The sequence below is a fragment of the Streptomyces sp. NPDC042102 genome (assembly GCF_055582305.1).
Genome location: NZ_JBVJDL010000015.1, coordinates 24,148 through 43,173, shown reverse-complemented (window position 1 = coordinate 43,173; position 19,026 = coordinate 24,148). Strand labels below are relative to the sequence as shown.

At 70.4% G+C, this 19,026-nt stretch carries 18 protein-coding genes and 2 tRNA genes; 16 read left to right on the top strand and 4 right to left on the bottom strand.

Features of this window, described 5'->3' with window-relative positions; all coding sequences use genetic code 11:
* Positions 1-241 precede the first annotated feature (241 nt).
* The 10 genes from dnaN (at position 242) to ACZ6KO_RS32140 (ending at position 11,663) form a co-directional block, all read left to right on the top strand.
* Positions 242-1,372 (top strand): DNA polymerase III subunit beta, encoded by a 1,131-nt coding sequence (gene dnaN / locus ACZ6KO_RS32185; protein WP_401445816.1) that lies wholly within the window; start codon positions 242-244, stop codon positions 1,370-1,372.
* 77 nt (positions 1,373-1,449) lie between these two features.
* Positions 1,450-2,355 (top strand): phosphogluconate dehydrogenase (NAD(+)-dependent, decarboxylating), encoded by a 906-nt coding sequence (gene gnd / locus ACZ6KO_RS32180; RefSeq protein WP_469307563.1) that lies wholly within the window; start codon positions 1,450-1,452, stop codon positions 2,353-2,355.
* 43 nt (positions 2,356-2,398) lie between these two features.
* Complete coding sequence (recF, locus tag ACZ6KO_RS32175) at positions 2,399-3,535, top strand: DNA replication/repair protein RecF (RefSeq protein WP_469307512.1); 1,137 nt, start codon at positions 2,399-2,401, stop codon at positions 3,533-3,535.
* Complete coding sequence (locus ACZ6KO_RS32170; RefSeq protein WP_469307511.1) at positions 3,532-4,077, top strand: DciA family protein; 546 nt, start codon at positions 3,532-3,534, stop codon at positions 4,075-4,077. Before recF ends, ACZ6KO_RS32170 begins: the two co-directional genes overlap by 4 nt.
* 417 nt (positions 4,078-4,494) lie before the next feature.
* The gene (gene gyrB, locus ACZ6KO_RS32165; protein ID WP_469307562.1) at positions 4,495-6,516 is read left to right on the top strand and encodes a DNA topoisomerase (ATP-hydrolyzing) subunit B; all 2,022 of its coding nucleotides are present in this window, start codon (positions 4,495-4,497) and stop codon (positions 6,514-6,516) included.
* Between the two features lie 41 nt (positions 6,517-6,557).
* Positions 6,558-9,161, top strand: a complete 2,604-nt coding sequence (gene gyrA / locus ACZ6KO_RS32160) for a DNA gyrase subunit A (RefSeq protein ID WP_469307510.1) — start codon at positions 6,558-6,560, stop codon at positions 9,159-9,161.
* A gap of 2 nt (positions 9,162-9,163) precedes the next feature.
* A complete protein-coding gene (locus ACZ6KO_RS32155) occupies positions 9,164-9,781 on the top strand; it encodes a DUF3566 domain-containing protein (protein WP_469307509.1) in 618 nt (205 codons plus the stop codon).
* A 93-nt stretch (positions 9,782-9,874) separates the two neighbouring features.
* Positions 9,875-9,948: transfer RNA gene (locus ACZ6KO_RS32150), tRNA-Ile, on the top strand.
* 158 nt (positions 9,949-10,106) lie between these two features.
* The gene (locus tag ACZ6KO_RS32145) at positions 10,107-10,241 is read left to right on the top strand and encodes a DLW-39 family protein (protein WP_208809277.1); all 135 of its coding nucleotides are present in this window, start codon (positions 10,107-10,109) and stop codon (positions 10,239-10,241) included.
* Between the two features lie 123 nt (positions 10,242-10,364).
* On the top strand, positions 10,365-11,663 hold the full coding sequence (locus ACZ6KO_RS32140) for a hypothetical protein (RefSeq protein WP_469307508.1): 1,299 nt from the start codon (positions 10,365-10,367) through the stop codon (positions 11,661-11,663).
* Here ACZ6KO_RS32140 and ACZ6KO_RS32135 read toward each other — a convergent pair.
* Together ACZ6KO_RS32135 and ACZ6KO_RS32130 are read right to left on the bottom strand one after the other, a co-directional pair.
* Entirely contained in the window at positions 11,650-12,978 is a 1,329-nt protein-coding gene (locus ACZ6KO_RS32135; protein ID WP_469307507.1) for a serine/threonine protein kinase, read from the bottom strand. The genes ACZ6KO_RS32140 and ACZ6KO_RS32135 overlap by 14 nt on opposite strands.
* 42 nt (positions 12,979-13,020) lie before the next feature.
* Positions 13,021-13,569 carry a helix-turn-helix domain-containing protein gene (locus ACZ6KO_RS32130; protein ID WP_401444818.1) on the bottom strand — a complete coding sequence of 183 codons (549 nt, stop codon included), beginning with the start codon at positions 13,567-13,569 and terminating at the stop codon, positions 13,021-13,023.
* Between the two features lie 161 nt (positions 13,570-13,730).
* Here ACZ6KO_RS32130 and ACZ6KO_RS32125 point away from each other — a divergent pair.
* Together ACZ6KO_RS32125 and ACZ6KO_RS32120 are read left to right on the top strand one after the other, a co-directional pair.
* A tRNA-Ala gene (locus ACZ6KO_RS32125) sits at positions 13,731-13,803 on the top strand.
* 217 nt (positions 13,804-14,020) lie between these two features.
* Positions 14,021-14,590, top strand: coding sequence for a LysM peptidoglycan-binding domain-containing protein (locus tag ACZ6KO_RS32120; RefSeq protein WP_469307506.1), 570 nt, complete (start codon positions 14,021-14,023; stop codon positions 14,588-14,590).
* 78 nt (positions 14,591-14,668) lie between these two features.
* Here ACZ6KO_RS32120 and ACZ6KO_RS32115 read toward each other — a convergent pair whose 3' ends face one another.
* Positions 14,669-15,364: a DUF5324 family protein gene (locus tag ACZ6KO_RS32115; RefSeq protein WP_469307505.1), complete on the bottom strand. Its 696-nt coding sequence runs from the start codon at positions 15,362-15,364 to the stop codon at positions 14,669-14,671.
* 186 nt (positions 15,365-15,550) lie between these two features.
* Between ACZ6KO_RS32115 and ACZ6KO_RS32110 the strand changes: the two genes are divergently transcribed.
* Together ACZ6KO_RS32110 and ACZ6KO_RS32105 are read left to right on the top strand one after the other, a co-directional pair.
* Positions 15,551-16,078, top strand: a complete 528-nt coding sequence (locus tag ACZ6KO_RS32110) for a peptidylprolyl isomerase (RefSeq protein ID WP_469307504.1) — start codon at positions 15,551-15,553, stop codon at positions 16,076-16,078.
* A gap of 98 nt (positions 16,079-16,176) precedes the next feature.
* Positions 16,177-17,019 (top strand): rhomboid family intramembrane serine protease, encoded by an 843-nt coding sequence (locus ACZ6KO_RS32105; protein ID WP_469307503.1) that lies wholly within the window; start codon positions 16,177-16,179, stop codon positions 17,017-17,019.
* 101 nt (positions 17,020-17,120) lie between these two features.
* On the opposite strand, the gene crgA is transcribed toward ACZ6KO_RS32105, so the two are convergent.
* The gene (crgA, locus tag ACZ6KO_RS32100; RefSeq protein WP_401444843.1) at positions 17,121-17,375 is read right to left on the bottom strand and encodes a cell division protein CrgA; all 255 of its coding nucleotides are present in this window, start codon (positions 17,373-17,375) and stop codon (positions 17,121-17,123) included.
* A gap of 91 nt (positions 17,376-17,466) precedes the next feature.
* Between crgA and ACZ6KO_RS32095 the strand changes: the two genes are divergently transcribed.
* Together ACZ6KO_RS32095 and ACZ6KO_RS32090 are read left to right on the top strand one after the other, a co-directional pair.
* Complete coding sequence (locus tag ACZ6KO_RS32095) at positions 17,467-18,243, top strand: DUF881 domain-containing protein (protein WP_469307502.1); 777 nt, start codon at positions 17,467-17,469, stop codon at positions 18,241-18,243.
* Positions 18,212-18,997: a class E sortase gene (locus tag ACZ6KO_RS32090; RefSeq protein WP_469307501.1), complete on the top strand. Its 786-nt coding sequence runs from the start codon at positions 18,212-18,214 to the stop codon at positions 18,995-18,997. Before ACZ6KO_RS32095 ends, ACZ6KO_RS32090 begins: the two co-directional genes overlap by 32 nt.
* The last annotated feature ends 29 nt before the right edge of the window (positions 18,998-19,026 follow it).

Genomic DNA, 19,026 nt, shown 5'->3' with positions numbered 1-19,026 from the left:
TGGGTCTGACCTGCGAGAACGACGTTATCCACCGTTTCCACAGGCCCTACTACTACCCCCATAGACAGTGAGCTCGGTCTTCGTTTTCAAGCGGGCCCTGTGCACAAGTCCGTCGGCACGCTCCCCGACACCTCGCTCCCGACTTGACGGCCAGCCGCACCGAGTGTCGGTGCCGTACGTCAGACTGGTCTCCGGCATTGAGCCGACGACGAAGGCCAGCAATCAGCAGGAGGCGGTTCCGGTGAAGATCCGGGTGGAGCGCGACGTACTCGCGGAGGCGGTGGCGTGGGCGGCCCGTAGCCTCCCGGCCCGGCCGCCGGTGCCCGTTCTCGCGGGCCTTCTCCTGAAGGCCGAGGAGGGCACGCTGAGCCTCTCCGGCTTCGACTACGAGGTCTCGGCCCGCGTCTCGGTCGAGGCGGACGTGGAGGAGGACGGCACCGTCCTCGTCTCCGGCCGGCTGCTCGCCGACATCTGCCGCGCCCTGCCCAACCGCCCGGTGGAGATTTCCACAGACGGTGTACGGGCGACCGTGGTCTGCGGCTCCTCGCGATTCACACTCCACACCCTGCCTGTGGAGGAGTACCCGGCTCTGCCGCAGATGCCGACCGCGACCGGCACCGTGCCCGGCGAGGTCTTCGCCTCCGCCGCCGCCCAGGTCGCCATCGCCGCCGGCCGTGACGACACGCTGCCCGTGCTGACCGGCGTCCGCATCGAGATCGAGGGCGACCGCGTCACCCTGGCCTCCACCGACCGCTACCGCTTCGCGGTCCGCGAGTTCCTGTGGAAGCCGGAGAACCCGGAGGCCTCCGCCGTGGCCCTGGTGCCCGCGAAGACGCTCCTGGACACCGCCAAGTCGCTGACCAGCGGTGACACCGTCACCCTGGCGCTGTCGGGCTCCGGCGCGGGCGAGGGCCTGATCGGTTTCGAGGGCGCCGGACGCCGGACGACCACCCGTCTCCTCGAGGGCGACCTGCCGAAGTACCGCACGCTCTTCCCGACCGAGTTCAACTCCGTCGCCGTGATCGAGACCGCCCCGTTCGTCGAGGCCGTCAAGCGCGTGGCCCTGGTCGCCGAGCGGAACACGCCGGTGCGCCTGAGCTTCGAGCAGGGCGTGCTGATCCTGGAGGCCGGTTCCTCCGACGACGCACAGGCTGTGGAAAGGGTCGACGCGGTCCTGGAGGGCGACGACATCTCGATCGCCTTCAACCCGACCTTCCTGCTGGACGGCCTGAGCGCGATCGACTCCCCGGCCGCGCAGCTGTCCTTCACCACCTCGACCAAGCCGGCGCTGCTGAGCGGGCGCCCCGCGGTCGACGCGGAGGCCGACGAGGCCTACAAGTACCTGATCATGCCGGTACGCCTGTCCGGCTGACGGCGGGCGCCCCCGTGCGGAGCACGGGGAAGGGTGTGCACCCGCGTCCGGGCGTAGGCTCGGACGCGGGTACGAAACTGGTCACACACCTAAGGAACCACCAGATGGAGCTCGGTCTCGTCGGTCTCGGCAAGATGGGCGGCAACATGCGCGAGCGCATTCGCCGCGCAGGCCACACCGTCGTCGGATACGACCGCAATCCGGACGTCGCCGATGTCCACAGCCTGCATGAGCTTGTGGAGAACCTGAAGGGGCCCCGGGTGGTGTGGGTGATGGTGCCCGCGGGCGAGGCCACCCAGTCCACCATCGACGAGCTCGGTGAACTGCTCTCGATCGGCGACATCGTCGTCGACGGCGGCAACTCCCGTTGGACGGACGACGAGAAGCACGCCGAGGAGCTGGCGGCCAAGGGCATCGGCTTCGTCGACTGCGGAGTCTCCGGTGGCGTGTGGGGCCTGGAGAACGGCTACGCGCTGATGTACGGCGGCGCGAAGGACCACGTGTCCCGGGTCCAGCCGATCTTCGACGCGCTCAAGCCCGAGGGCGAGTTCGGCGCCGTGCACGCCGGCAAGGTCGGCGCGGGCCACTTCGCGAAGATGGTCCACAACGGCATCGAGTACGCCATGATGCAGGCCTACGCCGAGGGCTGGGAGCTGCTGGAGAAGGTGGACTCGGTCACCGACGTGCGCGAGGTGTTCCGGTCCTGGCAGGAGGGGACGGTCATCCGTTCCTGGCTGCTGGACCTGGCCGTCAACGCGCTGGACGAGGACGAGCACCTCGAGAAGCTCAAGGGCTTCGCCCAGGACTCGGGCGAGGGCCGCTGGACGGTGGAGGCCGCGATCGACCACGCCGTGCCGCTGCCGGCGATCACCGCGTCGCTGTTCGCGCGTTTCGCCTCGCGCCAGGACGACTCGCCGCAGATGAAGATGATCGCCGCGCTGCGCAACCAGTTCGGTGGCCACGCGGTCGAGACCAAGAAGTAGTAGTAGGACGAAGGAAGAGCAGCCGGGGGAGGTCGGCGCCGTCATGCACGTTTCGCATCTGTCGCTGGCCGACTTCCGCTCGTACGCCCGGGCCGAGGTTCCCCTCGACCCGGGCGTCACGGCTTTCGTGGGCCCCAACGGCCAGGGCAAGACGAACCTGGTGGAGGCCGTCGGCTATCTGGCGACGCTGGGCAGCCACCGGGTCTCCTCGGACGCCCCGCTGGTCCGGATGGGGGCGGACCGCGCCATCGTCCGGGCGGCGGTGACCCAGGGCGAGCGCCAGCAGCTGGTGGAGCTGGAGCTGAACCCCGGCCGGGCGAACCGGGCCCGTATCAACAGGTCGTCGCAGGTCAGGCCCCGTGACGTCCTGGGGATCGTGCGGACGGTGCTGTTCGCCCCCGAGGACCTGGCCCTGGTGAAGGGCGACCCCGGCGAGCGGCGGCGGTTCCTGGACGAGCTGATCACGGCGCGCTCGCCGCGGATGGCCGCGGTGCGCTCCGACTACGAGCGCGTGCTCAAGCAGCGCAACACGCTGCTGAAGTCCGCCGCCATGGCCCGCCGGCACGGCGGGCGGTCCATGGACATGTCGACGCTGGACGTCTGGGACCAGCACCTGGCGCGGGCGGGCGCGGAGCTGCTGGCGCGGCGGCTGGATCTGATCGCCACGCTGCTGCCGCTGGCGGACAAGGCGTACGAGCAGCTGGCGCCCGGCGGCGGTCCGCTGGGCCTGGCGTACCGCAGCTCGGCGGGCGAGCCCGTGGACTCCGGGTCCGCGCAGACGCGCGAGGCGCTCTACGACGTGCTGCTGGCGGCGCTCGCGGAGGCCCGCAAGCAGGAGATCGAGCGGGGCGTGACCCTGGTGGGCCCGCACCGCGACGATCTCGTGCTGCGGCTGGGGGAGCTGCCGGCGAAGGGGTACGCGAGCCACGGCGAGTCCTGGTCGTACGCGCTGGCGCTGCGGCTGGCCTCGTACGAGCTGCTGCGCTCGGAGGGCAGCGAGCCGGTGCTGATCCTCGACGACGTGTTCGCGGAACTGGACGCCCGACGCCGCGAGCGGCTGGCGGAGCTGGTGGCTCCGGGCGAGCAGGTGCTGGTGACGGCGGCGGTGGACGATGACGTTCCGGATGTGTTGGAGGGGGCGCGCTTCGGGGTGTCCGGCGGTGAGGTGACCCGGCTGTGAACGACGGCGACCGCGACAAGGGCGGGAGCCCGGAGCCGCGCAGGACACCCGAGCCCTCGGGCGTGGACCTGGCGCGGCAGGCGCTGGCCGCGGCGCGCGAGCAGGCGCGGGCGCGGGGCACCGCCGTGGGCGGGAAGAAGCGGCAGCCGCAGCAGGGCCTCCGCTCGGGCGCGCGGGCCGACGGCCGGGACCCGATGCCGCTGATGGCGGCGCTGGACCGGCTGCGCACGGAGCGCGGCTGGGAGATGCCGATGGCGGTGGCGGGCGTGATGGAGCGCTGGCCGGACATCGTGGGCCCGGAGATCGCCGCGCACTGCGTGCCGGAGCGGTACGAGGACCGGGAGCTGGCCGTGCGCTGCGACTCCTCGGCGTGGGCGGCGCAGCTGAAGCTGCTGGCGCCGCAGCTGGTGGCGCGGCTGAACAAGGAGCTGGGCCAGGGCACGGTCCGGCTGATCAAGGTGCAGGGCCCCGGTGGCCGGCCGCGGTCGTACGGCCCCCTGCGCGCCCCGGGCAGCACGGGCCCGGGCGACACCTGGGGCTAGGCCCCGTCGGTCCAAGGCGTACGGGTCCTGGCTGCCGCCGGTAAGCCCCGGGGCCCCGGCGGTCCTTACCTACGACCCTCGCCGGGTCCCTTTCAGCCCGGCCGGACCCCGCGTTCCCGGGCCCGGACACGGGTTCGTCAGTGGTGTCCCTCACGGTTGCGGGCGGTTGACAGGCCGAAGCGCTGGGTGCCCGTGTGAGCCACTTTGAGCCCCGGCCTGAATATGGGGAGTCGGGCGAGGGAGGTTCAGGGCGGCACATGCGGACTCAGGCACCGGCAAACCCCCATTCATGTCAGCGCTACCGGTAGACTGGTGGTAAGTCCCGCCCGCTTGCGGGATCCGCCGAGCAACACAGACAACGCAGATCGACGCGGCCGCTCCCGCCGGCGCACTCGCTGGTCCGGGATACGGGCTGCGCTGTGCCAGAAAGGGCGCTTCGTGGCCGATTCCGGCGACTCCAACGAGAAGAATTACGACGCCAGTGCGATTCAGGTCCTCGAGGGCCTGGACGCGGTCCGCAAGCGGCCGGGTATGTACATCGGCTCGACGGGCGAGCGTGGTCTGCACCACCTCGTCTACGAGGTCGTCGACAACTCGGTCGACGAGGCGCTGGCCGGGCACGCGGACACCATCGACGTGACGATCCTCGCCGACGGCGGGGTGCGGGTGGTCGACAACGGCCGTGGTATCCCGGTCGGCATCGTTCCGTCCGAGGGGAAGCCGGCCCTCGAGGTCGTCCTGACGGTCCTGCACGCGGGCGGCAAGTTCGGCGGCGGCGGCTACGCCGTCTCCGGTGGTCTGCACGGCGTCGGCGTGTCCGTCGTGAACGCGCTGTCGACCAAGGTCGCGGTCGAGGTCAGGACGGACGGGCACCGCTGGACCCAGGACTACAAGCTGGGCGTGCCGACGGCCCCGCTGGCCAGGAACGAGGAGACCGACGAGACCGGCACCTCGGTCACCTTCTGGGCCGACGGCGACATCTTCGAGACGACCGAGTACTCCTTCGAGACGCTGTCGCGGCGCTTCCAGGAGATGGCCTTCCTGAACAAGGGCCTGACCCTGACGCTGACGGACGAGCGCGAGTCGGCGAAGGCGACGGCGGGCGCCGACGACCCGGAGGCGGACACGGCCGAGCCGCAGGCGCGCACGGTGAAGTACTACTACGAGGGCGGCATCGTCGACTTCGTGAAGTACCTCAACTCGCGCAAGGGCGAGCTGATCCACCCGACCGTCATCGACGTCGAGGCCGAGGACAAGGAGCGCATGCTCTCGGTCGAGATCGCGATGCAGTGGAACTCGCAGTACAGCGAGGGTGTGTACTCCTTCGCCAACACGATCCACACCCACGAGGGCGGTACGCACGAGGAGGGCTTCCGTGCGGCGCTGACGGGTCTGGTGAACCGTTACGCGCGGGACAAGAAGCTGCTGCGCGAGAAGGACGACAACCTCGCGGGCGAGGACATCCGCGAGGGTCTGACGGCGATCATCTCGGTCAAGCTGGGCGAGCCCCAGTTCGAGGGCCAGACGAAGACCAAGCTGGGCAACACCGAGGCCAAGACCTTCGTGCAGAAGGTCGTCCACGAGCACCTGTCCGACTGGCTCGACCGCAACCCCAACGAGGCGGCGGACATCGTCCGCAAGGCGATCCAGGCGGCCACGGCCCGTGTCGCGGCCCGCAAGGCCCGTGACCTGACCCGCCGCAAGGGCCTGCTGGAGAGCGCCTCGCTGCCGGGCAAGCTGTCCGACTGCCAGTCGAACGACCCCACCAAGTGCGAGATCTTCATCGTCGAGGGTGACTCCGCCGGCGGCTCGGCCAAGTCCGGCCGCAACCCGATGTACCAGGCCATCCTGCCGATCCGCGGCAAGATCCTGAACGTCGAGAAGGCGCGGATCGACAAGATCCTCCAGAACACCGAGGTCCAGGCGCTGATCAGTGCCTTCGGCACGGGTGTGCACGAGGACTTCGACATCGAGAAGCTCCGCTATCACAAGATCATCCTGATGGCGGACGCCGACGTCGACGGCCAGCACATCAACACCCTGCTGCTGACCTTCCTCTTCCGCTTCATGCGCCCGCTGGTCGAGGCCGGTCACGTCTATCTCTCCCGCCCGCCGCTCTACAAGATCAAGTGGGGCCGGGACGACTTCGAGTACGCGTACTCGGACCGCGAGCGCGACGCGCTGGTGGAGATGGGCAAGCAGAACGGCAAGCGGATCAAGGAAGACTCGATCCAGCGCTTCAAGGGTCTGGGCGAGATGAACGCCGAGGAGCTGCGCGTGACCACCATGGACGTGGACCACCGCGTGCTCGGCCAGGTCACGCTCGACGACGCGGCGCAGGCCGACGACCTGTTCTCGGTGCTGATGGGTGAGGACGTCGAGGCCCGGCGCTCCTTCATCCAGCGCAACGCCAAGGACGTCCGCTTCCTCGACATCTGAGTCGGCTCTTCACGGCCGCCCGAAAGGATTTCTGACCAGCAATGGCCGACGAAACCACCCCCACTGCCGAGAACGCGGAGAACGCCGCGGAGGAGCAGCCGCAGGTGCGCATCGAGCCCGTCGGGCTCGAGACGGAGATGCAGCGCTCCTACCTCGACTACGCGATGTCCGTCATCGTCTCGCGCGCCCTGCCGGACGTGCGCGACGGTCTCAAGCCGGTGCACCGCCGCGTGCTGTACGCGATGTACGACGGCGGCTACCGGCCCGAGAAGGGCTTCTACAAGTGCGCCCGCGTCGTCGGTGACGTCATGGGTACGTACCACCCGCACGGCGACTCCTCGATCTACGACGCCCTGGTCCGCCTGGCCCAGCCGTGGTCGATGCGCATGCCGCTGGTGGACTCCAACGGCAACTTCGGCTCCCCGGGCAACGACCCGGCGGCCGCGATGCGCTACACCGAGTGCAAGCTGATGCCGCTGGCCATGGAGATGCTCCGGGACATCGACGAGGAGACCGTCGACTTCCAGGACAACTACGACGGCCGCAACCAGGAGCCGACGGTCCTGCCGGCCCGGTTCCCGAACCTGCTCATCAACGGTTCCGCCGGTATCGCCGTCGGTATGGCCACCAACATCCCGCCGCACAACCTCCGCGAGGTCGCGGAGGGTGCGCAGTGGTACCTGGCCAACCCCGAGGCCTCGCACGACGAACTGCTGGACGCGCTGATCGAGCGCATCAAGGGCCCGGACTTCCCGACCGGCGCGCTCGTCGTGGGCCGCAAGGGCATCGAGGAGGCGTACCGGACCGGCCGCGGCTCCATCACGATGCGCGCGGTGGTCGAGGTCGAGGAGATCCAGAACCGCCAGTGCCTGGTGGTCACGGAGCTTCCGTACCAGGTGAACCCGGACAACCTCGCGCAGAAGATCGCCGACCTGGTCAAGGACGGCAAGATCGGCGGCATCGCCGACGTCCGCGACGAGACGTCCTCGCGCACCGGCCAGCGCCTGGTGATCGTGCTCAAGCGCGACGCCGTCGCCAAGGTCGTGCTCAACAACCTGTACAAGCACACCGATCTCCAGACCAACTTCGGCGCGAACATGCTCGCGCTGGTGGACGGCGTGCCGCGCACGCTGTCGCTGGACGCGTTCATCCGCCACTGGGTGCACCACCAGATCGAGGTCATCGTCCGGCGGACGAGGTTCCGGCTGCGCAAGGCCGAGGAGCGCGCGCACATCCTGCGCGGCCTGCTCAAGGCGCTGGACGCGATCGACGAGGTCATCGCCCTCATCCGGCGCAGCCAGACGGTCGAGATCGCCCGTGAGGGCCTGATGGGCCTCCTGGAGATCGACGAGATCCAGGCCAACGCGATCCTGGAGATGCAGCTCCGCCGCCTGGCGGCCCTGGAGCGGCAGAAGATCGTCGCCGAGCACGACGAGCTCCAGGCGAAGATCAACGAGTACAACGCGATCCTGGCCTCGCCGGAGAAGCAGCGTTCGATCGTCAGCGAGGAACTGGCGGCGATCGTCGAGAAGTTCGGCGACGACCGGCGCTCGAAGCTGGTGCCGTTCGACGGTGACATGTCCATCGAGGACCTGATCGCCGAAGAGGACATCGTCGTCACGATCACCAACGGCGGCTACGTCAAGCGCACCAAGACCGAGGACTACCGCTCGCAGAAGCGCGGCGGCAAGGGCGTCCGCGGGACGAAGCTGAAGCAGGACGACATCGTCGACCACTTCTTCGTCTCGACCACCCACCACTGGCTGCTGTTCTTCACCAACAAGGGCCGGGTCTACCGGGCGAAGGCGTACGAGCTGCCCGACGCCGGCCGGGACGCGCGCGGCCAGCACGTGGCCAACCTGCTGGCCTTCCAGCCGGACGAGCAGATCGCGCAGATCCTGGCGATCCGCGACTACGAGGCGGCCCCGTACCTGATCCTGGCCACCAAGGCCGGTCTGGTGAAGAAGACCGCGCTCAAGGACTACGACTCGCCCCGATCGGGTGGCGTCATCGCGATCAACCTGCGGGAGACCGCCGACGGTGGCGACGACGAACTGATCGGCGCGGAGCTGGTGTCGGCCGAGGACGACCTGCTGCTCATCAGCAAGAAGGCGCAGTCCATCCGCTTCACCGCGACCGACGACGCGCTGCGCCCGATGGGCCGTGCGACGTCGGGCGTGAAGGGCATGAGCTTCCGCGAGGGCGACGAGCTGCTGTCCATGAGCGTGGTCCGGCCCGGTACGTTCGTCTTCACCGCGACCGACGGCGGCTACGCCAAGCGCACGCCGGTGGACGAGTACCGCGTCCAGGGCCGCGGTGGTCTGGGCATCAAGGCCGCCAAGATCGTCGAGGACCGTGGGTCCCTCGTCGGAGCACTGGTGGTCGACGAGAGCGACGAGATCCTCGCCATCACCCTCGGCGGTGGTGTGATCCGCACGCGCGTCAACGAAGTCAGGGAGACCGGCCGTGACACCATGGGCGTCCAGCTGATCAACCTGGGCAAGCGGGATGCCGTCGTGGGTATCGCGCGCAACGCCGAGGCCGGTCAGGAGGCCGAGGAGGGCGACGAGCCCGAGACGGCCGAAGGACTGGTCACCGAGGCCGCCGAGGGCACGGAGCCCTCGGCCGGGGAGCACGAGGAGTAAGCGTGAGTGGAGCCACGGGCGCCGGAGCGGCAACCGGGGACGACGGTGCCCGTGGCCCCGCCGCGGACTCCTCGCAGGGGGCGACAACCGTGACGGACACCCGAGAACCGAAGCCGGCGAAGTCGAAGGCCGAGGGCAAGAAGCCGGCCGCGCAGGCGCAGCCGTACCACCCGCCGCAGGCCTACCAGGCCCCGGCGGCGGCGCCGGCGGCCCAGCGGGGCCAGCGGCCGGTGGTCAGGACGACACCCAGGACGCGCAAGGCGCGGCTGCGGGTGGCGAAGGCCGACCCCTGGTCGGTGATGAAGGTCAGCTTCCTGCTGTCGATCGCGCTGGGCATCTGCACGATCGTGGCGGCGGCGGTGCTGTGGATGGTCATGGACGCCATGGGCGTCTTCTCGACCGTCGGCGGGACCATCAGCGAGGCGACGGGCTCGAACGAGTCCAACGGTTTCGACCTCCAGTCCTTCCTCTCGCTGCCGCGCGTGCTGATCTTCACGTCGGTGATCGCGGTCATCGACGTGGTGCTGGCGACCGCTCTGGCGACGCTGGGGGCGTTCATCTACAACCTGTCGGCGGGCTTCGTCGGCGGTGTGGAGCTGACGCTCGCGGAGGACGAGTAGTCCCGCTCCGGGGCCGGCGGCAACGCCGTGACCTGCGATTTGGGAACTCCCGGGTCTGTGCGCTAATCTTCAGAGGTCAGCGCGCAGCGCGGAGGGGCTATAGCTCAGTTGGTTAGAGCGCATCCCTGATAAGGATGAGGCCACAGGTTCAAATCCTGTTAGCCCCACAGTGAGAAAGACCCCGGCCGGGACGGCCGGGGTCTTTCTGCTTCGTGTCCCGGGTGGTTGGCCCACCCAGGTCGTCCCAGATAACCGAACGGTATCGATCGGTGTGTATTCTTGGGCGCCAGAAGTCCCCAACGTCAACGAAGGACGAGGTCGCGCGGTGAAGAAGCTTCTCCTGGTCGCACTGGCCGCCATCGGCGGGCTCCTCGTGTACCGCCAGATCCAGGCGGACCGCGCCGAGCAGGACCTGTGGACGGAGGCCACCGACTCCGTGCCCTCGGGTTCCGGTGTGTGAGACCGAAAACGGCTGATCATGAAGCCCCGGCTGCCGCTGCGGCCGGGGCTTTGTGCTGTTCTGTGGCGATAAATTACGTTTTGCAAAGTTTTGGCTTGCGTTAGCAAATTCGGGGTGGGCGTGATGGGGCAGGTACGGAGAACGGTGCTGGCGGGGGCGGCGGCCCTGTGCGTGGCGGGGGCCGCGCCGGGGGTCGCGTACGCCGCCCCGGAGCCGGTGCCGACGTACCGCGAGGCCGACGGGGCGAAGAAGGTCGCGGGGGCCGCCAGCACGGCGGACGCCCCGCTGATCGAGCCGGGCGGGGCGTACCTGGACACCGTCTCCCCCGGGGAGCGCTTCTACAAGCTGAAGCTGGACGCCAAGTCGAGTGTGTACGTCTCCGCCGTCGTACGGCCGGGCGCGGACGCGAAGATCGGCTACAGCGACGACGTCGAGGTCGACGTGATGACCACGGACGGGAAGTCCTGCCCCGGCAGTCCGGGCCAGGGCTCCTTCCAGGGCCGGCCGCAGACCGTCAGCGTCGTCGGCATGCGCCGGCTCCAGGAGGACGCCGACTGCCAGGAGGCGGGCGTCTACTACGTGAAGGTGACGCGGGACGCCCTCAAGGACAGCGACCAGTCGCCGTGGCCGGTGGAGCTCGTGGTGCACCGCGAGCCGGGCCTCAAGAGCGGCAGCGCCCCGACGGCCGCGCCGAGCGGGTGGCCCTCCGCGACGCCGGCGGCCCCGGCCGACCAGGCCGTGGCCCGCTCGGGCGGCACCGGGTTCAACGACGCGCGGGCGCTGGGCGCCGGCGTGTGGCGCGACGAACTCCGCCCCGGGCAGACCCGCTTCTACCGGGTCCCGCTGGACTGGGGCCGGCAGCTGGCCGTCAGCGCGGAGCTGGCCGGCGCGAAGATGACCAGGACCTCCGGGTACGCCTCCGACGGGCTGGCGCTCACGCTGTACAGCCCGTACCGGGGCCAGGTGGGCGACAAGGACACCACCTACGACGGCAAGCAGGCGAGCGTCGGCCTGGGGCTGACGCCGCCGGTGGCGTATGAGAACCGCTTCTCCAACGACGCCTGGACGCGGTCGGTGCGGGTGGCCGGCTGGTACTACGTCGCCGTCACCATGGGCCCGAAGGTCGGCGAGTTCACCGAGAACGCGTCGCCGGTGCCGCTGACGCTGCGGGTGAGCGTGCAGGGGCAGGCGGCGGCCGCGCCGCCGTACGCCGAGAGCCTGACGGCGGCGGGGTTCGGTGTGGGCGGGGCCGACCTGGCCGCCGCGAAGGACGGCCTGACGGCCCCCGAGGCGGCCGAGGCCGCCGACACCCGTTCCCTGATGCGGCTCGTCGCCGCGGGCGGCTTCGGCACCGGCGCCGTGCTGCTGCTGGGGCTCGGCGGGTGGATCTGGCTGGCCCGGCGCGGGGCTACGTCAGGGTGAGGGCCCAGACGCCGACGGCGAAGCACAGCGCGGCGGCGATCAGCACCGCGGCGGTGACCGCGCGGCCCGGCGCGGCGATCCCGCCCCGGCGGGCCGCAGGCCGTGCCGCGGCCTGCGGCTGCGCCGCGAAGTGCGCCCCGGGCTGCGGCGGCGCCTGGTAGGCCGGCTGGTACGGCTGCGGCACGGGACCGGCGGCCGGCCACTCGCTCTGCGCGGTGGGGGTGCCCGTCGGCGGCGGCAGGTGGAAACTCCCCGTCTCCGAGGCGTTGTACGCCACCGTGCCCGCCGTGCCGCGCGGATCGGTACGGGTGGGCTCGGCCGCCACCGTCGCGGCCGAGGAGAGCACGGTGGCCTCCCGTACCGGCTGGGCGGGTACGGGAGGTGCCACCGTCGCCCCGGCGGCCGTCGGGGAGTCCGGGGTGACGGCGGCGGTGCTCTGGGGCCCCTGGGGGCCGAACCCTGCCGGAAGCGGGCCCAGTTGGTCGAAGACCTCGACCGGGTCCTCGCCCTCGGCGGCCGGCGGCAGCAGCTCCAGGACCTCGGCAAGGGCCTTGCGCGCCCCTGTGGCGGTCTTGAAGCGCGCGGCGGGGTCGGGCTGCAGGAGGTTCGCGATGACGTGCCACAGCGGCGCGGGGACGCCCTGCGGGGCGCCGGGAGTGCCGTGGGCCCGGAAGTGCTCCACCAGGGCCTGGGAGTCGGGCTTGTGGCCCTGGAGCAGGTACAGGGCGACGAGGCCGACGGCGAAGAGGTCGGCGGGGAAGTCGGGCTCCTCCCCCATGAGTTGCTCCGGGGCGAAGTACCCGGGGGTGCCCACGACGTAGTTGGTCTCGGTCAGCCGGGGCTCGCCCTTGCGCATGGAGATCCCGAAGTCGGACAGCCGCAGGTGCGGCTGTCCGGTTCCGGTGGCCTCCATCAGGATGTTGGCCGGTTTGATGTCGCGGTGGATGACGCCCTCGGCATGGACGGCCGCCAGCCCCGACAGCAGTTGGTCGAGCAGTGTGCACACGAAACGCGGCGGCAGGGGCCCGTAGTCGCCGATGACATGGCCCAGGGAGCCGCCGCTGACCAGGTCCATCGTGAACAGGACCTTGTCGTCGTCCGCCGCCCAGCTGGCCGGGGCCAGCACGTGCGGGTGGTCGATGCGAAGGGCCTGCTCGCGCACGAAGCGCAGCAGGGTGTGGGCGTCGCTCTGCTGGAGCACCTTGGCGGCCACGTACCGGCGCCGCCGGTGGTCCCATGCCCGCCAGACCGCTCCGACTCCGCCCCGGCCGATCGGATCGATCAGCTCGTACCGCCCGGCGAAGATCTCACCCATTGCTGCGCCCGTCCCCCGTTTTTGTCCGCTGTGATGCGCTGATCAGTTCTGGTGGGCCTCGTAGTGCGCCACCGCGTCGGCGGTGCGTCCCGCGCCGTACACCCGGAGGAACTCTGCCAGTTCCGGATGCGTGGGGGCGAGGGTCTCCGCCGCGTCGATGATGTCGCCGGCGGCCGAGACGGAACGCAGCAGCGACTGGATCTCGCGGACCACCCGCTTGACGGTGGGAGCACCGGAACTGGTCGTGGTCTGACCGCTGTTGCTGAGGACGGAGCCGCCCTGGGTCTTCTTGATCTCGTCCATCCGGCCCGTGGCCTCGACGGCGCTGACACTGCCGTCGGCGACCAGTCCGGCGAGCTCCTGGAGGGCCTGGACCCGCTGGACCACGGCCGGGTTGCCGATCTTCGCGCGCTGGCCGCTCATCAGCTGGGACAGCATGGGCGCCGACAGCCCGAGGACGGCGGCCAGGCGGGCCTGGTTCAGGCCGAGGTCATCTATGAGCCGGCGGAAGAGGGCCCCGAGCGGCTCCCCGTACCAGCTGCGCTGAAGCTCTCTGGCTCTGGCGGTAGCCTCTTGCTGTACTGCGTCCACTCGTCCTACTCCCCTTCGCTGGTGCGAACCTCGCGAGCATCTTACGGAGAGTGGTCGCGTGAAGGGAGTCCCTATCATTTTGCGGGATGAGGGGGTACACCCGGTACTCTGGTCTGCGGAAGTGGCCGCTCCCTCGTGGAGGCGGGTCGCATCCGTTTCTCGGGGCTTTAGCTCAGTTGGTAGAGCGCTGTCTTTGCATGGCAGATGTCAGGGGTTCGACTCCCCTAAGCTCCACTCCCAAGTGCCCCCTGACCTGCGTCTACGCGGTCAGGGGGCACTTCGTGTTTCACGTGAAACACCAGCCGTGCGTCCCGGCGTTGACGATGGCGCAGATGCCGACGGCCATCCCCCGTACGGCGTTCCCGCGAGGCCGCCCGCGCCGTCGTGGCGGAGAGTGGAGGGAGGCCCTCGGGGCCGGGCCAGGGGGCAATCACGCCGGAGGCGTCACACCATGGGAATCTTCGACTTCCTGAAATCCGACCGGAAGCCAGAACGGAAGTCCGGCCGGAACACGGCGCACGGAGCCGCCGAGAAGGCGGAGGAGCAGGTCGAACAGGCGCCCCCGGCGGCGGCCGGGCCGCGGTCGGCGACCGGAGCGATCGAGACCCACGCCAAGTTCCAGGAGCACCCCAACCGGCCGGCCGCCCGGGCCCGCGCGGCCGCGTCGGCCGCGCCGCCCCGGCCGGCCGGCCCGCCGGGGCCCACCACGCACACCCCTCCGGAAGCGGCCAAGCGGTCCGCCCCGCCCCTGCACACCCCGCTGCCGGGCGCAGCCGCACCCAGGCCCGTGATGCACGACGAGCTGCCGCCGGGCGCGGCCAAGCGCTCCGCGCCCAAGCCCCACCCGACGGCGAGGAAGCGCGACTACACCGTGCGCGCCGGTGACTCGCTGCCCGACATCGCCCGCCGCGAGCTCGGCAACGAGGCCCGCTGGCGCGAGCTGTACGCCATGAACCGGGGCGTGATCGGCGCCAACCCCGACGTGCTCCACCCGGGCCAGGTGCTCACCCTGCCCCAGTAGGGACCCCAGTAGGGACCCGGCACGCGTACGAGGGCCCGCGACCGCCGCTGCGGTCGCGGGCCCTCGTACGCGCTCGCGCTACGTCTGCTGCTGGTCGTCGGCCTCCGAGGAGGACTCCCGCTCCTTGGCGGCCAGCTCGTCGTCGAAGCTCGCCGGCGCGCTGTCGGCCGCCGAGAGCTCCGTCGCCGCGGGCGGCTCCACCAGCCAGTCCGGGTTGGACTGCTGGTCCCACCACCGCCACAGCACGTACCCGGCGGCGGCCACGAGACCGATCACCGCGACGCCCTTGAACACCCGTCGGGTCCGCGCCCGGCGTTCGTGACGCCGTACCAGCTTGCGCACCTCGTCGGCCGAGACCTGGCCGCGCAGTGCCGCCAGCGCCGCCACCGACCGGGAGGCGGCCTCCTCCGCCACCGGCTGGGCCGCCGCCAGGGCGCTCTCCAGCTTCGGCGTCGTGTAGTCGGCGGCCTGCCGCACCGCCAGGCGGGTCTGCTGCACCGCCAGCGTGGCCGCGCGGTCCACGTTCGGCGGCACGTGGGAGCGCGCCGCCTTCATCCGGGGGTGCACATGGCACTCGTACGCACTGCGCGCGTGCCGCGACGCCTCACCGGCCGCCTGCGCGACCATCGGCGCCAGCCGCTCATTCGCCTCGTGCGCGTAATGCATGGCGGCTTCCTTGGCGGTTCCTGCGTACGGCGCCACCACTTCCGCTGCGTGCCGCACGGTGTCCTTCGCGCTTTCCGCCGTGGCGCGCACGCTGTCGTTGCGGGTCACAGGATCCTCCTTCTCGGTGGCGGACACAGTTCACCTTTCCACCCTTTGTCGGATCATGCCTGCCATACCGGCGGGTGGCATGCGTGACAGGGCATATGGGTGGCCGTTTTCTCCGGGATTTCTCCGGGGTGCAGCACTCCGTGCGAGGATCGGGAACCGACAGTGATGACGAGGGAAGGCAGATTCGTGGCCGAGAAGCTCTACGCCACCCTGAAGACCAGCCACGGCGACATCGAGATCGAGCTGCTGCCGTTCCACGCCCCCAAGACGGTGCGCAACTTCGTGGAACTCGCCCAGGGCGAGCGGGAATGGACGCGGCCCACGGACGGCCAGAAGACGACCGACCCGCTGTACGACGGGACTGTCTTCCACCGGATCATCAGCGGCTTCATGATCCAGGGCGGCGACCCGCTCGGCAACGGCATGGGCGGCCCCGGCTACCAGTTCGCCGACGAGTTCCACCCCGACCTGGCCTTCACCAAGCCGTACCTGGTGGCCATGGCGAACGCGGGTCCGGGCACCAACGGCTCGCAGTTCTTCATCACCGTCGCGCCGACCGCCTGGCTGACCCGCAAGCACACCATTTTCGGCGAGGTCACCGACAAGGCGAGCCGTCAGGTCGTCGACGTCATCGCGGCGCTGCCCACCAACCCGCGCACCGAGCGTCCGCTCGACGACGTGATCATCCGGTCCGTCGTCGTCGAGAAGCGCTGACCGCAGCGCCGGCCCCGGCGCCGGCCGAAGTCCCGGCCCGGGAACCCCCCGGGCCCGTCTGTCCGTTCTGGGTACGTCGCCGCCGACCGAGGGGACCGATGGACACCGACCGCCAGCCGGGCTGCTACCGCCACCCCGACCGCGAGGGGCCGCTGCGCTGTACCCGCTGCGAGCGCCCGATCTGCACCGACTGCATGATCGACGCGGCGGTCGGGTTCCAGTGCCCGCAGTGTGTGCGCGGGGCCTCGGTGCCCACGCGGAACATCGCGGGCGGCGTGATGACGGCCGGGGACCCGCATCTGGTCACCAAGATCCTGATCGGGATCAACGTGGCCGTGTTCTTCGCCGGCCTGCTCGTCCCGGCGATCCTGGTTCCGATGGAGCTGCTCGGCCGGTACGTGGAGTACATCGGCGCACCGCTCGAAGGGGTGTCCACCGGCGAGTACTACCGGCTGCTGACCTCGGTGTTCCTGCACGAGGAGTGGTGGCACATCGCCAGCAACATGCTGGGCCTGTGGGTGCTGGGCGGCCCGCTGGAGGCGGCGCTGGGCCGGGCCCGCTATCTGACGCTCTACCTGCTGTCCGGCTTCGCGGGCAGCGCCTTCGTGTACTGGCTGACTCCGCCGAACCTGGCCACGCTCGGGGCCTCCGGCGCCGTGATCGGCCTGCTCGGGGCCACTGCCGTGCAGTTCCGGCGGATGCGGTACGACATGCGACCGGTGATCGTGATGGTCGTGCTGATGCTGGTGACGACCTTCGCCTTCCAGGGTGTGTCCTGGCAGGCCCACCTGGGCGGGCTGATCGCCGGCGCCGTGATCGGCGCCGGCATGATGCTGCCCGCTTCCACCCGTCACCGGTCCCTGATCCAGTGGGGGACCTGCGCCCTGGTCTTCCTGGCGGCCGTCGCCCTCATCGTGCTGCGGACGGCCGCGCTCACCTGATCACATCGGCGTCAACGGGGCGCCACCCTCATACTTATCCACAGATCTTCACAGTTTTGTCCTCAGCTGTGGACGGACCTGTGGATAACTTTCGGGAATGACTACTTCCACTGGGTGGAGACACCGAAGCCCGCGGCAATGAAGCCGAAACCGACTACAATGTTCCAATTGCCCAGGGATTCGATCGGCATCTGGGTGTCGGTCACGTAAAAGACGACGATCCAGGCCAGCCCGATGAAGAACAACGCCAGCATCACCGGGGCGACCCAGCTGCGGTTCGTCAGCCTGATCGTCTGCGCCTGCTTGGCCGGCGGCGGCGTGTAGTCATCCTTCTTGCGGATGCGTGACTTCGGCACGAGGGTCTCTCCTGTCGATGCGCTGGGGACCTTGCCTCCCCCGGGCGTCCGTTAGCGTAGTGGTTCTGTGGCGTCGAAGGAGAAGGGTACGTTGAGCAATTCCGACGACTCCTCCGCGGGTCCCCGTCGCCGGACCAGAGTGGTCCGGCTGCTGACGGCCGCCGTATTCGCTCTCGCCGGTCTCATCTTCGTCACCAGCTTCAACACCTCCAAGGGTACGAACATCCGGACCGACACTTCACTCCTGAAGCTGTCCGACCTCATCCACGAGCGCAGCCAGAACAACGCCGAGCTGGAGACGGGCACCGCCGCGCTGCGCCGCCAGGTCGACACCCTCGCCGACCGTGACGACGGCCGCAGCCGGGCCGAGGACGCCAAGCTCGCCGTGCTGCGCTCCGCCGCCGGCACCGAGGAGCTCGCCGGCAAGGGGCTCACGGTCACCCTCAACGACGCCCCGCCCGGTGCCACCGCCCGTATCCCCAACGTGCCCGAGCCGCAGCCCAACGACCTGGTGATCCACCAGCAGGACCTCCAGGCCGTGGTGAACGCCCTGTGGCAGGGCGGCGCCCAGGGCATCCAGGTCATGGACCAGCGGCTGATCTCCACCAGCGCCGTGCGCTGCGTCGGCAACACGCTGATTCTCCAGGGCCGCGTCTACTCGCCCCCGTACAAGGTGACGGCGGTCGGCGACCCGGCGGCGCTGCGCAAGGCCCTGGCCGCCTCCCCGGCGATCCAGAACTACCAGCAGTACGTCAACGCCTACGGGCTGGGCTGGAAAGTCGACGAGCACAAGGCGGTGACACTTCCCGGGTACTCGGGCACAGTGGACCTCCACTATGCGAAGCCCGTGGAGAGCGGTACGCCCTGAGGCGGCCCTGCGGCTGGTGGTGCGCACCCTCAGCGAGGTGTGCCTGACGGCCGGCACGGTGATCGTGCTGTTCGTCGTCTACGTGCTGCTGTGGACCGGCGTGAAGGCGGACGCGGCCATGGCGGGCGAACGCGACCGGCTGCGCGCGAGCTGGTCGGCGGCCCCCGCCGCGAGCACCCCCGCGCCCCCGCCCGGGCAGGAACCGGCGGCCCCGGCACCGGCCCCGGGCGTGTCCCCGGCTCCGGACACGTCCCCGGGCGCGTCCCCCGCCTCGGACACGGCCCCGGAGATGGCCCCCGCCCCCGGCGCGGCGTTCGCCGAGATGTACATCCCCCGCTTCGGAGCGGACTGGGTCAAGCCCGTCCTGGAGGGCACCGGCACCGAGCTGCTGAAGAAGGGCCTGGGCCACTACCGCGGCACGGCCGCCCCGGGCGGCACCGGCAACTTCGCGGTCGCCGGCCACCGGCGCACGTACGGCGATCCCTTCAAGGACATGCCGCTGCTGCGGCCCGGGGACACGGTCGTCGTGAAGGACGCGCGCACCAGCTACACGTACACGGTCCGGGCCCGCCCGCTGCGGACGCTGCCGACCGAGGTGGGCGTCGTGGACCCGGTCCCCGGGCGCTCCCCGTTCACCGCGCCCGGCCGCTATCTGACGCTCACGACCTGCGATCCGGAGTGGGGACACAGCCACCGTCTCATCGTCTGGGCGGAACTGACCGAGACCCGGTCCGTGCTGCGGGGCAGCCCGTAGTCTGTTGCGGAACACGTAACGGAAGGGAC

What these genes read in the sequence shown, in the direction of transcription:
- ACZ6KO_RS32140 (WP_469307508.1), top strand. Translation starts at nt 10,365, where the DNA reads ATGGGGCAGGTACGGAGAACGGTGCTGGCGGGGGCGGCGGCCCTGTGC.
- gyrA (WP_469307510.1), top strand. Translation starts at nt 6,558, where the DNA reads ATGGCCGACGAAACCACCCCCACTGCCGAGAACGCGGAGAACGCCGCG.
- ACZ6KO_RS32090 (WP_469307501.1), top strand. Translation starts at nt 18,212, where the DNA reads ATGCGAAGCCCGTGGAGAGCGGTACGCCCTGAGGCGGCCCTGCGGCTG.
- ACZ6KO_RS32120 (WP_469307506.1), top strand. Translation starts at nt 14,021, where the DNA reads ATGGGAATCTTCGACTTCCTGAAATCCGACCGGAAGCCAGAACGGAAG.
- recF (WP_469307512.1), top strand. Translation starts at nt 2,399, where the DNA reads ATGCACGTTTCGCATCTGTCGCTGGCCGACTTCCGCTCGTACGCCCGG.
- ACZ6KO_RS32135 (WP_469307507.1), bottom strand. Translation starts at nt 12,978, where the DNA reads ATGGGTGAGATCTTCGCCGGGCGGTACGAGCTGATCGATCCGATCGGC.
- ACZ6KO_RS32105 (WP_469307503.1), top strand. Translation starts at nt 16,177, where the DNA reads ATGGACACCGACCGCCAGCCGGGCTGCTACCGCCACCCCGACCGCGAG.